The sequence below is a fragment of the Nocardia goodfellowii genome, assembly GCF_017875645.1.
GTDB lineage: Bacteria > Actinomycetota > Actinomycetes > Mycobacteriales > Mycobacteriaceae > Nocardia > Nocardia goodfellowii.
Genome location: NZ_JAGGMR010000001.1, coordinates 5,461,692 through 5,474,323 on the forward strand (window position 1 = coordinate 5,461,692; position 12,632 = coordinate 5,474,323).

14 protein-coding genes and 1 pseudogene are annotated in these 12,632 nt (G+C 64.7%); 9 read left to right on the forward strand and 6 right to left on the reverse strand.

Annotated elements, in window-relative coordinates; all coding sequences use genetic code 11:
- Positions 1-207 precede the first annotated feature (207 nt).
- Positions 208-627, reverse strand: a complete 420-nt coding sequence (locus tag BJ987_RS25175; protein ID WP_209894815.1) for a VOC family protein — start codon at positions 625-627, stop codon at positions 208-210.
- An 877-nt stretch (positions 628-1,504) separates the two neighbouring features.
- Between BJ987_RS25175 and BJ987_RS25180 the strand changes: the two genes are divergently transcribed.
- A complete protein-coding gene (locus BJ987_RS25180) occupies positions 1,505-2,155 on the forward strand; it encodes a hypothetical protein (RefSeq protein WP_209894816.1) in 651 nt (216 codons plus the stop codon).
- A gap of 483 nt (positions 2,156-2,638) precedes the next feature.
- Positions 2,639-2,938 (forward strand): hypothetical protein, encoded by a 300-nt coding sequence (locus BJ987_RS25185; protein ID WP_209894818.1) that lies wholly within the window; start codon positions 2,639-2,641, stop codon positions 2,936-2,938.
- 208 nt (positions 2,939-3,146) lie between these two features.
- On the opposite strand, the gene BJ987_RS25190 is transcribed toward BJ987_RS25185, so the two are convergent.
- The gene (locus BJ987_RS25190) at positions 3,147-3,689 is read right to left on the reverse strand and encodes a dihydrofolate reductase family protein (RefSeq protein ID WP_209894819.1); all 543 of its coding nucleotides are present in this window, start codon (positions 3,687-3,689) and stop codon (positions 3,147-3,149) included.
- Between the two features lie 108 nt (positions 3,690-3,797).
- On the opposite strand from BJ987_RS25190, the gene BJ987_RS25195 reads away from it, so the two are divergent.
- Entirely contained in the window at positions 3,798-4,424 is a 627-nt protein-coding gene (locus tag BJ987_RS25195) for a TetR/AcrR family transcriptional regulator (protein ID WP_209894821.1), read from the forward strand.
- Positions 4,425-4,807: 383 nt separating this feature from the next.
- Here the strand turns inward: BJ987_RS25195 and BJ987_RS25200 are convergent, their stop codons facing one another.
- The gene (locus BJ987_RS25200) at positions 4,808-5,011 is read right to left on the reverse strand and encodes a hypothetical protein (protein ID WP_209894823.1); all 204 of its coding nucleotides are present in this window, start codon (positions 5,009-5,011) and stop codon (positions 4,808-4,810) included.
- Positions 5,012-5,441: 430 nt separating this feature from the next.
- On the opposite strand from BJ987_RS25200, the pseudogene BJ987_RS25205 reads away from it, so the two are divergent.
- Positions 5,442-5,690 (forward strand): annotated as a pseudogene (locus BJ987_RS25205) (DUF4158 domain-containing protein); the annotation flags it as partial.
- Positions 5,691-5,788: 98 nt separating this feature from the next.
- Here BJ987_RS25205 and BJ987_RS25210 read toward each other — a convergent pair.
- Complete coding sequence (locus BJ987_RS25210) at positions 5,789-6,433, reverse strand: class I SAM-dependent methyltransferase (RefSeq protein WP_209894825.1); 645 nt, start codon at positions 6,431-6,433, stop codon at positions 5,789-5,791.
- A 345-nt stretch (positions 6,434-6,778) separates the two neighbouring features.
- On the opposite strand from BJ987_RS25210, the gene BJ987_RS25215 reads away from it, so the two are divergent.
- Complete coding sequence (locus tag BJ987_RS25215; protein WP_209894826.1) at positions 6,779-7,045, forward strand: Atu4866 domain-containing protein; 267 nt, start codon at positions 6,779-6,781, stop codon at positions 7,043-7,045.
- 44 nt (positions 7,046-7,089) lie between these two features.
- Here the strand turns inward: BJ987_RS25215 and BJ987_RS25220 are convergent, their stop codons facing one another.
- Positions 7,090-7,962, reverse strand: coding sequence for an aldo/keto reductase family oxidoreductase (locus tag BJ987_RS25220; RefSeq protein WP_209899045.1), 873 nt, complete (start codon positions 7,960-7,962; stop codon positions 7,090-7,092).
- 95 nt (positions 7,963-8,057) lie between these two features.
- On the opposite strand from BJ987_RS25220, the gene BJ987_RS25225 reads away from it, so the two are divergent.
- A complete protein-coding gene (locus tag BJ987_RS25225; RefSeq protein WP_307869752.1) occupies positions 8,058-8,528 on the forward strand; it encodes a winged helix-turn-helix transcriptional regulator in 471 nt (156 codons plus the stop codon).
- Positions 8,529-8,677: 149 nt separating this feature from the next.
- Here the strand turns inward: BJ987_RS25225 and BJ987_RS25230 are convergent, their stop codons facing one another.
- The gene (locus tag BJ987_RS25230; RefSeq protein ID WP_209894828.1) at positions 8,678-9,568 is read right to left on the reverse strand and encodes a Vgb family protein; all 891 of its coding nucleotides are present in this window, start codon (positions 9,566-9,568) and stop codon (positions 8,678-8,680) included.
- Positions 9,569-9,858: 290 nt separating this feature from the next.
- Here BJ987_RS25230 and BJ987_RS25235 point away from each other — a divergent pair, with 290 nt between their 5' ends.
- Genes BJ987_RS25235 through BJ987_RS25245 form a run of 3 tightly spaced genes read left to right on the forward strand, consistent with a single transcriptional unit; the run spans position 9,859 to position 12,619 of the window.
- Positions 9,859-10,467 (forward strand): TetR/AcrR family transcriptional regulator, encoded by a 609-nt coding sequence (locus tag BJ987_RS25235; protein WP_209894830.1) that lies wholly within the window; start codon positions 9,859-9,861, stop codon positions 10,465-10,467.
- Positions 10,464-12,008 carry an LVIVD repeat-containing protein gene (locus tag BJ987_RS25240; RefSeq protein WP_209894833.1) on the forward strand — a complete coding sequence of 515 codons (1,545 nt, stop codon included), beginning with the start codon at positions 10,464-10,466 and terminating at the stop codon, positions 12,006-12,008. The genes BJ987_RS25235 and BJ987_RS25240 overlap by 4 nt, the downstream gene beginning before the upstream one ends.
- Positions 12,005-12,619: a DUF305 domain-containing protein gene (locus tag BJ987_RS25245; RefSeq protein WP_209894835.1), complete on the forward strand. Its 615-nt coding sequence runs from the start codon at positions 12,005-12,007 to the stop codon at positions 12,617-12,619. Before BJ987_RS25240 ends, BJ987_RS25245 begins: the two co-directional genes overlap by 4 nt.
- Positions 12,620-12,632: the final 13 nt, after the last annotated feature.

Genomic DNA, 12,632 nt, shown 5'->3' on the forward strand with positions numbered 1-12,632 from the left:
AAGCAGATCATGGACCGGGACTCGCCGTGGTCACTCGGAGATCTTTCCGGATCGGTGGCTAGATTCACGCACTAGCGGTCGACACCGAGATCGACTGTCCGCCAACAATTATAGACCGACCAAACGCGCGGAAATCGGCACTATCGGATGTTCCGAGACCGACTGGCGGCCAACGGCTACGGCTCACCGATCGCCCGGAAGGTGGCACTACAGAGTGTCGTCGCGGGCCGCTTCCACATCCCGGGTGGGAACGTCTGCTGCGTCGTCGGTGGCGATGCAGAAGGGATGACCGGCAGGGTCGAGGAGAACACGAAAGCGTTCGCCGCCAGGTTGTTGGGAGGCGAGCTCAGCCCCGTTGCTGACCAGGAATTGTTCGGCTTCCCAAAGGTTTTCGACCCTGAAGTCGAGATGGAGTCGCCGCGGCGCGGCGCGGTCAGGCCATGGAGGTGACCGGCGGTTGGCGACACGTTGAAAGTCCAGGCGGACGTTGTTGCCGCTGGTCAGCACAACGTAATCTGGATTAGACGAGTGCAAATGCCCACCGACGAAATGCAGATAGAACCGAGCAAGGTTTGCCGGGTCCGGACAGTCGATGGTGACGGCGAACAGCAGGGCGAAGCTAGCCATCTGGAACTCCTACCATCTGCGGGATCGGTCCGCAGTCAACGAGCCGATACCCGCTAATCGGCAGGAGCGGATGTTCTGAGGGCCAACGGCTCTGATCTCGCCGGCTACCTCCGCGTGACCGCTTCGCTCGGCGCGCACAGCGGCTACTTAGCATTGGCGGCAGGGCCCGTTCCCTGCCAGGATCGGGCCCCGGTGCCCGACGGGAGGCTCTCCAGCGGCTGCCATTATCGCTCACTTGCTCCAACTGAAGTCAGCCCCCGCGAGGCCGATTGAGACCGCTTTTACGTTGATGAGCCTGCGGACTCGGCAAACCGATCGCGGCCAGCGCGGTGAGCAAGAGCGCGCACCGTGGGTGGCCGGCAGACGGCTCCTTCGGCCATCTTCCACGCACCCGCGCTGGCCAGCCCGAAACACACGGTTAGCGCCAATGAAAGCAACAACTGGTGTGGTGGACCGGGTACCGGTTCGACAACCCTCGGTGGGTGGGTTGTCAGCAGGCCTCGTCGTCGACCAGTGACGTCAGATCATCGCCAGGTCACGCGATCCAGAGGCAACAGCGCTTGCCTGCTGGTAAATTCTTGATTTTCAGGACCGATTTCCCGCAGTCCGCATACGTGACTTCCCCGCCGTACTGCTCGCATTTGCGTATCGCGTTCTCCGTCGAGGGTGACGTATCCGCGAAGGCGGGTTGAGCTGTGGATAACAGTGCACTCGCTACCGTCGCTGCGACCAGAACGGCAGTGCATATACCGCGTCCTGAAATCATGGGCCTCCTTCAGTTCGTCCCACTCATCCTTTGTCATTCGGAATCACCGATTATTCGGCACGGTGTAGCAACCGGATGGCACCCCGCTGGTAGACCGCGCGGCATGAGGGTGTGTTCGATACCGGGAACGGCGACGGTCCGCTCCGCACTGACCGGTTGAATCTCGGCGCCGATCTCGATCTTGCGTCCATCCAGGGGCTGCCCGTCCTCGAATACCTAGTGTTTCGTCCCGCCGAGAAAGGAACCGCGATGCGATCAGGACACCAACCTCTCGCTGCTCTGGCCACAGTGTTCATCGCCGCAGCGGCCAGCACACTGCCCCAGGCGGACGCTACGCCATGGCCGATGGCGCCAATCCAACATGCGGCTGCGGGACCCTCGGGGGCGAAACTGACGATCGATCCGGACAAGGTTCGCATCCAGTCCGACACCAGCAAGCTCAAGGTGGGAGGCACTTACACCTGTACACAGAAAGGTGAAACCAACCGTATCTCGATCCGCGGCAAGCAGCCGACGATCCAGCCAGATTTCGTAGGTTACACCGCCACGTGGGTCTCCTGCCCAGGCACCGATCAGCCGTGGGAAGCCACCATGACGCCGATCAAAGACCTCTACCGCACAGAACAGTACGGCAACTGGAAGCCCGGTTACTGGGCCGACATTTCCGCCTCGCTGACCGTCCGGAAAGGAAAGATCGGCGACTATTTGGAATCTGCCAAGGCCGAGCCCTACGGCGGCTATTTGAGGATGGAAGGCGACTGACCCTGCGACGCAGGTATTAGCTAACTTGCCACCGTATCCGCGCCTCGCTTCCACACCTGCAACCCACGTCCATGCGACTGCTTGTGGTGCTAGCAGAAGTCCCCGGTCGAACGTTCCGGGATCGGCAGTTCGTATTCAGCCCGCCGAGTTGATCCCCGGGGTGTGGTCTTCGGGGTTGCCACCTGGCGGGTTCGAACGCGTGCCACGCGACGCGACCTCAGCGGTAGTTGTAGCGGCGACGCTCTTCCCTTGATGCAACATCCGGGCGACCCATCCGCCGACCCCCGTGTTGACGAAGTAAGTTCGGGCGCCTCGCCCCTCTGACGTGATGGACTCAACGATTGGGAGTGTGTTGATGCAGAAGATCACCAGGCGCGCCATTGCTGGTTCGGGTGTCGCGATGGGTGCGTTCCTTGCCCTCCTAGGCGGCGCGGAGGCGAATGCGAAAAGGACCCAGTACTCCAGATCACCGATGTGCAATTCGTGTCCGCCGAACAAATCGATGTCGCCGTCAAGTACGTATGTGCGGGAAATGAGGCCGCCGCGGTGAACGCCAGGGTGGCGGAGAATCCGGAAGACCTTGCGAAGTCTCAAACCGTGGGGGTTGCCCACGACATCGTGATCTGCGATTCACAGGATCATGAGACGACCATCCCGGTGTCACCGGAACAGGGCGAGAAGTTTCACACCGACGGACGCTGGACCGTCGCATCCGCCCTCGTAAATGATCAGAAGAACCCGGTCGCGCTGGCCGTGGGAGAGTTTGCCGGCACCGAGGGGTAGCGGCGGAAGGCCGCTGCGCGAACGCGATACACGTCTACAGCGGGTGGCTACCTGCCCGATAATCGGCAATATGGTGCGTTGCCGACGGTGAAATGACTCATGACCTCTACTCGTTGATCTTCCGGACTGCGCTGGCCGCTTCGGATCGATCGATCATCCCAGGAATCTGGTAGGTGCATCAGCGGGCGGTCACTGAACCGCTGTGAACCTATGCGAGAACGCGGTATCGAAGGTGTGCCTCGCTGGCGAATGCCGATGTTTCGACACGCTCCAGCTTGATGCGCTTACGCAGACCGGTGAACAGTGAAATCCCTTCTCCGAGCAGGATCGGCACGACGTGCAGCTGGATCTCGTCGACCAGCCCGAGTTCGAGGCATTGCCTCGAGATGCTGCCGCCCAACAGGCTGACCCACCTGTCCCCCGCGGCCCGTTTGGCGGATTCAACAGCCTGTGCGATGTCGTCGACGACAAATGTATATGTGACGCCGTCCTTTTCGATCGGCTCATGAGCACTGTGGGTCATCAGGAACACTGGCACCCCGAGCATGCCCCCGTAGGGAACTTCTCCCGCGTCTATGGTCTGCGCCCTGTTCGCGCCTCCGACGATGGCGCCGAGCTCTTGGGTGACCCTGTTGACGACGTCTTCGTCGCCGGGGGCCGACGGGAATCCGTTCATCCAATCGACCCCTCCGTCCACGTCGGCCATGAATCCATCCAGGGTCACAGTCGCGTGAATGATCACTTTCGCCATTGCTACTCCTCGGGCACGTGAGAGGTGAGTCATTCGACTCACCTCTCTGAGAGTAGCGACCAGATAGTCGTGAGTCAACCGACTCACCTTTACGTCATAATGGTTCGCATGCCACGCGAACCCTCTGCGTACCACCGACAAATCGCCGCCGACAACCGTGCGGCGATACTCGACGCCGCCGCCGAGCTGTTCCTCGAACTCGGCTACGACCGGACGTCATTGGCCCGGGTCGCCGAGTGCGCCGACGTCTCGAAGGCGACATTGTTCAAACAGTTTCCGACCAAGGCGGAGCTCTTCGAGGCAACGGTGCTCGCCGCGGGCGACTCGCCGGACACCGAGCCGTTGGAGCCGCCGTCCGGCGATTTCCATGCGGGCCTGGTCAGTCTCGGAACGGCGTATGCGGAGCTGTTGTCCCGGCCCCGAATAGCGGACTTGATGCGGGCTGTGATCGCCGAGTCCGCAAGGTTCCCCGAACTGCGCAATCGGACTTTCGATTTCGGCACGATGCCCGTCCTGGCGGCGCTCCGGCGCTTCTTCCAGGCGGCGAACGCAGCAGGAACCGCGAATGTGAACGACCTCGACGTAGCAGCGGCGCAGTTCCTCGGCATGATCGCCACCGTCGTGTTCTGGCCCCGCCTCGTCCACGGCAACTGGTCGCTTACCAGCGAGGAAACGCGCCACACCGTAGACGAAGCCGCTCGTACGATCGTCGCACGCTACTCCCTATCCAGATGAACGTATGCAAACTTGACAATCACCTACGGCCGCACGGAGATCCGTGCGGCCGTAGGTGACCAGTCGGGACGATGATCCAGCCGCTAACGGGATGCCGGGACCAGTTGTCGGCGTCGGGGTGCTCGGAGAAGGCGTCCGCCTCGACGCACCCGTTCTCAGTGGCCGACTCCTGCCCCTCAGCCTCGCGGTATTGCCGAGTCACCCAACACGCGCGCCCACGTTTCGTGTGATGGATATGAACCATCACAGTTGCGCGTTCGATGTGGAGGCTAGAGTCGCCGCGGGCGGTGAGCTAACCGGCCGTTGACTCTTCCTGCTCCGGAAAGCGGAAGCGCTTCACGTCTCATATGCGAAGCGCTTCCGCCGGGGCCATGGCACCGTGTTTACAGTTCGCGCACTGTGCCATTCGGGTCGATATCCCACGCCTTGGCGGTGGTAGGGGGCGAGGTCTTGATGTTGCTCGGCCGGACAGGTGTAGTCCCGGCCAGCCAGACGCGTTGGGCGCGGAAGTCGTAGCCGTCCTGTTCGGCTGGTTCGAAGTCGAACTCGACGTGTTCGCCTGCGATGAAGTGCCGTCGGTCCGACATCACCGAGGTGAACGACGCCCAACACCCGCCAGGCGTAGCCGGGGAGTCGACCACACCCCAGCCTTCCTCAACATGCCACTCCCTGATCGTTCCCGCAACCCTCATCATTCCTCCCGTTGTGGCACTGGAATTTTGCTTGCATTCGTATTGGCAGGTTCTCGTATCAGGCGCCAGCCGCGCCTTGTGATTGCCACGGCAACGGCAGCTGCGATTGCCGCACCCGCGAAAATGGCGGCGACACCCAGAATCCACGGGCTAGGTGTCCCGTTCAGCTCAGCTAACGGGGTTCCGGTAGTAACCGCCGAAAAACCAACGGATATGGCGTAGCCGCAGCGCGACTGCCGGTGAGGTCCGGTTCGGCCTCCGGTGGAGGCGGACTACTGGTTTGCTTGTCTCCCAGCGCTATTGGTTGGTGTGGGAGGTCGGTTTCGTGGCGACGCGGGTGTTCGCGGATGAGGAGTTGGCGCGTCTGCGGGAGTTCCCGGAGATCGGCCGTGAGGAGCTGTTCCGGTTCTTCACGCTCTCGCCGGCGGATCTGGCGTTCGTCGATCCGGGGCGCGGGCGTGGTCCGGCTGATCGGCTCGGTATCGCGATCGCGTTGTGCACGTTGCCGTGGCCGGGGTTCGTGCCCGATCGCGTGGTGAGCGCCCCGCCGGTCGCGGTGGCCAGGTTGGCCGATCCGCAGCTTGTCGGCGGGTGCTGCCCGCCCACTGGCGTCCGGAGTGCCAGCTGATCACCCGCCACACCCGGCCAGTGGGAGCCCGATATATGCAGAAGTCAGGACTTACTGCGTGCGAAAAGAATCGCTTGCTGAGCTTTCGCATCCGGGTCGAGCAGCATCTGGGCCTCGACCACGAATCCGGCATCGTGCAGCCAGGATGCCACCTGGTCCGGCTGGCGGCGGTGGACATGGACCTTCATCGGGTGACCGCCGTAGCCCTCCGTCTTCAACAGCGACTCGTCGCCGACGTGAAACAGGAGTTGCAACGGTCCGCCGGGACGCAATGCTCGGTGGAAGCGCTCGAATACAGTCGGCACCTCGTCGTCTGGGATGTGGATCAACGACTGCCAGGCGAGCAGGCCGGCCACCGAAGCGACGGGCAGGTCCAGTTCCGTCATCGAGCCCACCTCGAACCGCAGGCCGGGGTGGTCGCGCCGGGCCACGTCGATCATCGCCGGGGAGAGGTCGATACCGAAGGCGTCGACACCGAGCTTATGCAGGTGGGCGGTGACTTCACCGGGGCCGCAGCCGACGTCCGCGACCGGTCCGCCGCCAGCGGCCCGCACGCTGTCGGCGAACAACGCCAGAGCCGCGCGAAGGTACTGGTGTCCGGCGAGGGCGCCGCGCACTTGGTCGGCATAGCTGACCGCGACCGTGTCATAAGAGGTTCGGGTGTCGGCCAACCAGTCATCCGTGATCATGACCCGCACGATATTCCATGATCGCGGCGGACTCTGCGCTACCCGGGAACGACGAAGGTGCCTCCACCCGGCCGCGTGGAGGCACCGGTAGGCAGGACGGCATTGCTCATTGCGCGGGCCCCGAGAGACCTTGGCCGACTCTGTCATCCGGTGGCGTGGGCATCGGTGACTGCGGCGACCCTAACGTGCCGGGGGCGTTGATTTCGATGCGTAGGTGGGCGTGATACACCCACCCAAGCCCTGGCAGCGGCACCGCCGCACCTGGTTTCGCGCCTTGCCAGGGTGTGCGGCACCCAGGCGGGCCGCGACCTGTTCGCGCTGTCAGGACCTGGACAGAATCGAGTCATGCATTCGAAGAACACCATCGACAGAGCAGACGTAGTCGGCATGTGGGTGACCGGCGACGGGCACATCCGGCAGGAATTGCGCGCCGACGGTCGCTACGACGAAGCCCGGGGCTCGCGCCGCAGCGCCTACACCGGCCGTTACACGGTGACCGGAAATCATCTGGACTACATCGACGACCTCGGTTTCACCGCGACCGGGGAGATCCGCGACGGCGTGCTGTACCACGAGCACCTCGTCCTGTACCGCCAGGACCGAGCGTCATGACCTAGACCGAGACGGTGCTGATCACCGGAGCCAGGGTCGAGTGGTCAGTGACCGATGGTGTCCAGTTCGGCCACATCCTCATCGGAGAGGAGGAGCCCGGCTCCGGCGATGTTCTCGCGCAGGTGAGCGATGGACGACGTGCCGGGGATGAGCAGGATGTTCGGCGAGCGCTGCATCAGCCAAGCCAACGCGATCGACATGGGCGTCGCCGCCAGTCGGTTCGCGACCCGTGAGAGAGCCTCGGACTGCAGCGGCGTGAAGCCTCCCAGTGGGAAGAACGGCACGTAGGCGATGCCATCGGCGGCGAGGTGGTCGACCAGGTCGTCGTCGTGGCGATGGGCGAGGTTGTACATGTTCTGTACACACACGATCGGGGCGATGCTGCGCGCTTGGGCGACCTGCGTGCCGGTGACGTTGCTGACGCCGAGGTGGCGGATGAGTCCCTCTTGCTGAAGGCCGGCAAGCGTCTCGAATGCTTCGGTGATCGAGCCGGGCTGGGGGCCCTGCGCGTCGCCCATACGCATGTTGACCAGGTCGAGGGTCTCGACTCCGAGCGATTGGAGGTTCTCATGGACCTGCTTGCGCAGCTCTTCGGGGCGCCGGGCGGTGGGCCAGCCGCCCTGGGCGTCGCGGGTGGCACCGACCTTGGTGGCGATGAACAGCGATTCCGGGTAGGGGTGCAGCGCTTCGCGGATCAACTCGTTCGTGATGTGCGGCCCGTAGGCGTCACTGGTGTCGATGTGGGTGATCCCGAGGCTGATCGCCTCACGCAGCACGGCCAGGGCGCCGTCGTGGTCGGCGGGCGGGCCCATGACCCACGGGCCGGCGAGTTGCATTGCGCCGTAGCCGAATCGGGTGACGGGCGAGTCACCCAGCGTCCAGGTTCCACCGGGAAGAGGTGTGCGGGGCGTGTTCATCGTGGTGCCTTTCACTTCATGCCAGGGGTGGTGTCTCCAGCCCCCTTGCACCAGTATTGGAGAGGAACTTCCTGCCGGGAAGTAGGCACTTTGAAGTGCGTAACAACCCAGAAGGCGAGAGGCGAAATCAGGTGGCAACGACGAAGGCCGGCGAAAAAGCGCAAGCCAAGGCGGAGTACAACGCGTTTCTGGCGGTGTGCCCCAGCCGTCAGCTGCTCGACCGGATCTCAGACAAGTGGGTCGTGCTGATCCTGTGTGCATTGGGCGGTGACACATCCGCACAGTCCGGTGCATCGCCCACTCCGAAGGCGATGCGCTACTCCGAGCTGGCTCGGCTATTGGTTGGCGTCAGCCAGAAGATGCTGACCCAGACCCTGCGTGCTCTCGAACGTGACGGCTTGCTCATCCGCACCGTGACACCCACGGTCCCGGTCACCGTCACCTACGAGCTGACCGACCTCGGACTTTCACTCCACCACCTGACACGCGGGCTCAGGCAGTGGGCCCAAACCCATATGGAACAAGTCCTCGCCCATCGCGAGAGCCACGACTCGCGAGCCTCCTAGCATCGCAGCGTTCCCCGGCTCCGCCACCGGACCGACTGCAGCGGACAAGGGCCAAGTCGAGCCCGCATTCGCCTCGATTCCGCGGGCCCGCGCGAGTCAGGGCGTCTCGATCGGATGGACTCGCCGCGGGATGGGCTGTGATCGGGTGGTCAGGGCACGATGCGGGCGACTGCTCCGGTTTCCAGTGCTGTCCACACCGCGCCGTCGGGTCCGACGGTGATGCCGTGTGGTTCGGATACCGTTGCGGGCAGGTCGAATTCGGTGATGGCGCCGGTGGGGTCGATTCGTCCGAGGCGGTTGGTTCCCCATTCGGTGAACCAGCAGTCACCGGAGGGCAGCGCGGTGATGGCGTGGGGTTTCGCTGTCGGGTCGGGCAATGGGAACGTGTTGATCGTGCCGTTGGGAGCGATGTTGCCGATCCGGCCGGCGGCGATATCGACGAACCATACTGCGTCCGGGCCGCTGGTGATACCTACCGGTGCGCCGGAGTCAGGTAGCGAGTACCGGGTGATGTCGCCGCCGAGGTCGATACGGCCGATGGCGCCGGCCTGGTTGAGGGTGAACCACAGTGCGCCGTCGGGTCCGCGGGTGATCATGGAGGGGAATCCGCCCGGCACCGGGAGGTCGTAGTGGGTGATCCGGCCGTCGGGGGTGCGGCGGCCGATCCGGTCGGTGTTCATTTCGGTGAACCACATGGCCTCGTCCGGACCTGGACAGATACCGAAAGGTCCACTGCCCGACGGTAATTCGAACGCCGTCACGACACCGTCAGTGGTGATACGCCCGATGTGGTCGTCGCCGGTTCGGGTGAACCACAACGCGTCGTCCATACCCGCGATGATGATCGTCGGTCGGCATCCTCGGGGACCTGCCGAATAGCGGTCGAGCACACCGTCGACGGTGAGTCGAGCGATTTCGCCGCTGTGGACCAGGGTGATCCGGAGCGCGCCGTCGGGTCCTGCGGTGATTCCGTAGGGGCCCGCCGCGGCGTCGGCCACGGAGAACTCCTGGACGATGCGATTGTCGGCTCCGTGCGTCATAGGCGCTCCCTTTCACTCGGCAGCAGCGCCGACCTGGCGTATCAGGTCGGCGATGATCACGGCGAGTCCGGCAGGCCGGGTCATCGGCAGGATGTGCCCGGCGTCTCGATCATCTGCGCTGCGGCGCAGTCGATTCGGTATGTCGGTAGATCTGTCGTGTGCGCTCGGCTCAGCGTAGATCGCTCTGCACGACCATGTTCCAAGCTGGCCAATTCAAATACACCATGACGCGTTTTTGAATACACGCCTGGCTTAGATACGCTCGGCCCACATCGAAGGAGGAGTAACCGGTGAGTGAACGCCGCGAGGCTCGGTCAGGACCAGGACGTCCGCGGGACCCGCAACTGGACGACCAGGTGCTGCGAGCCACCCAGGAATTGCTGGTGGAACAAGGTTTTCAAGCCACCACCATTCAGGGGGTCGCGCGCCGGGCCGGGGTCGTCGCCACCTCCATCTACCGGAGATGGCCGAACAAGACCCACCTCGTCGAAGACGCGATCTTCGCCCTCGACGCTGGTGTCGTCCCGCAGGCGACGGGAGATATCGAAGCCGATCTGCTCGCGTGGACCCGCCTGTTCTTCACCGCCGCTACCCATCCCGCGGCCAGATCCGGCATCCCCGGCCTGCTGTCGGCCTATCACGACGACGAGCAGAGCTACCGCAGGTTGCGCGAACGCGGCGAGGGCCTGGCCCGCGCCGGGCTGCGCGCCACCATCGACGCGGCGATCGAGTCGGGTCAGGCATTGCCGGGCTGCGATCCCGACCTGATCTTCGAATTCCTGCGCGGCACAACCCTTTTGCGCGCCCTCACCCGCGGCGAGGAAGACGGCGAGCAGTTCTGCCGCCAAACCGCCGCCGCCTTGGTCACCCTGGCCACCCGACACGAAAGTACGACATGAGACCTCCCCGCCTGCTCCTGGCCGCGGCGGCCGTGCTGCTGGTGCCCTCCGCTCTCGGCGCCGCGGAACCCGCCGCCGCGGGAACCGTCCTGGAGAACCGCGACCTCGCCGACACCGCCGTCGCCCGCGCCGTCTGCGCGGGCGATGCACTACCCGAACCGGGCCTGCAGGGCGATGTCCCGGCCGCCGACCGCGACAGCGGCCGCAGCACCCAGGGCTACCGGTGCAACATCAGCCGCATCGGCAACTACGCGGGACGCGGCGCCGGGATCACTTCGACCCAGTTCGAGCACTGCGTGTATCTCGGCAGCTTCTTTCCCGGCAACTTGCTCGGTCCCGCACAGGGCGTGCAGGTGATCGACGTCGCCGATCCGGCGAATCCGATACTGACGACCACGCTCACCGAACCGGCGATGCTGGCCGGAACCTGGGAGAGTCTCAAGGTCAACGCCGCGCGAAAGTTGCTGGTGGGCACCGGAGCTCCCGCGTTCACCGGGGCCGGGCTGATCTCGGTCTATGACATCTCCGACTGCGCGCACCCGCGCCTGCTCAACCCCGGACCCGGCACCGACCTGCGTCTGCCGGTCCCGATCACCGCACATGAAGGCGGCTTCTCCCCTGACGGCCGCACCTATTGGGCCTCGGGCGTCATCCCCGGCATCGTCAGCGCCGTCGACCTCACCGACCCCGCCGACCCGCGTGTGATCTGGCAGGGCATGCCCGGCCAATCCATGCACGGCATGGGGTTACGCGCTGACGGCAACCGCCTCTACCTGGCCAACAACATGGGCGGGCTGACCATCCTCGACACCTCCGCGGTGCAGCGCCGCGACCCCGACCCTCAGGTACCGGTCATCGCCCAGCTCACCTGGACCGACGGCTGGGCGACCCAGCAGAACATCCCGGTCACCTACAACGGCGTGCCTTACCTGTTCAGTGCCGACGAGGCCGGCTCGGGCGGGGTCAAACTCATCGACATCTCCGACGACACCCGGCCCCGCGTGGTGAACACGATCAAACTGGAGATCAACCTGCAGCGCCATCGCGACAGCGCACTCGCCTCCGGGATGGGCGGATCACTGTTCGCCTACGACGCGCACTACTGTTCCGCCGACCGCCCGGTGAATCCCACGGCGCTGGCGTGCGGCTGGATCTCCTCCGGCATCAGGGTGTTCGACGTGCGCGACCCGTTGCGGGTGCGCGAAATCGCCTATTACAACCCGCCCGCGCGGACCGGGCAGAACGCGGAACTGTGGAACTCTCCGCACGCGCTGGCCTCGATCATCGGCCTGCCACTGCTGAGCGCACCGTCGGTGCTGCAAGCCATCGAGGCGGGCGCTTTCGATCCTGAGCAGGCGCACAGTTCGCGCACCGGCGACGTGGTCTTCGGTGACCTCTCCAGCGACTGGTGTTTCTCCGCCCCCGAGTGGCGCGGCAATCAGCTGTGGACGACCTGCGCCGACAACGGCCTGCTCACCTTGCAGTTGTCGCCCGAGGTGTATACCCCACCGGCCGATCAGCGTTCGACGGTCGGTTCATGACCCGGAGGATCGTGCTCGGCATTGCGGGCCTGACGTCGGCACTGCTTCTGCTGGTCCTCGGCGCTGCCCTGCGACCGCTCGCCATCCCCGAGCCCCCTTCCCCCGCAACGGTATTGACACCCACCGAGATCGGCTTCGTGCAGGATATGGCCGGGCATCACCAGCAGGCGCTGGTCCTGGTGCAGCGTCTGGCCGCCGACGCCGATCCCGCGGTCGTTCAACTGGCCGGGCAGATCGCCGACGCTCAGCGGTTGGAGATCGGCATGATGCTCGGCTGGCTACGGCTGGCCGGGGTCACGTCGACCAACACGCGTCCCATGGCATGGATGCCCGCCGGTCATCAGCACCACGGCGCGTCCACCACCATGCCCGGCATGGCGACCAGCGCCGACCTCGACGCCCTGGGCCGAGCACGCGGCGCCGAAGCCGAAGTGATGTTCCTGAAGTTGATGTACCGCCATCATCAGGGCGGGGTCGCCATGGCTCAGGCCTTCGACGAACTCTCCACCGGCGGCCCGGTCGAGCAGGCCGCGCGCGACATGATCACTACGCAGAGTCAGGAGGCCGGGATCATCGGCCTGCTGATGGCTCAGCGGCGGGTGACGGACTGAGCCTTGGGTTTCG

Bases quoted from the DNA above. Each gene is read 5' to 3' on its own strand.
- BJ987_RS25175 (WP_209894815.1), bottom strand. From the start codon at position 627: ATGGCTAGCTTCGCCCTGCTGTTCGCCGTCACCATCGACTGTCCGGAC.
- BJ987_RS25190 (WP_209894819.1), bottom strand. From the start codon at position 3,689: ATGGCGAAAGTGATCATTCACGCGACTGTGACCCTGGATGGATTCATG.
- BJ987_RS25195 (WP_209894821.1), top strand. From the start codon at position 3,798: ATGCCACGCGAACCCTCTGCGTACCACCGACAAATCGCCGCCGACAAC.
- BJ987_RS25200 (WP_209894823.1), bottom strand. From the start codon at position 5,011: ATGTCGGACCGACGGCACTTCATCGCAGGCGAACACGTCGAGTTCGAC.
- BJ987_RS25210 (WP_209894825.1), bottom strand. From the start codon at position 6,433: ATGATCACGGATGACTGGTTGGCCGACACCCGAACCTCTTATGACACG.
- BJ987_RS25215 (WP_209894826.1), top strand. From the start codon at position 6,779: ATGCATTCGAAGAACACCATCGACAGAGCAGACGTAGTCGGCATGTGG.
- BJ987_RS25220 (WP_209899045.1), bottom strand. From the start codon at position 7,962: ATGAACACGCCCCGCACACCTCTTCCCGGTGGAACCTGGACGCTGGGT.
- BJ987_RS25230 (WP_209894828.1), bottom strand. From the start codon at position 9,568: ATGACGCACGGAGCCGACAATCGCATCGTCCAGGAGTTCTCCGTGGCC.
- BJ987_RS25240 (WP_209894833.1), top strand. From the start codon at position 10,464: ATGAGACCTCCCCGCCTGCTCCTGGCCGCGGCGGCCGTGCTGCTGGTG.
- BJ987_RS25245 (WP_209894835.1), top strand. From the start codon at position 12,005: ATGACCCGGAGGATCGTGCTCGGCATTGCGGGCCTGACGTCGGCACTG.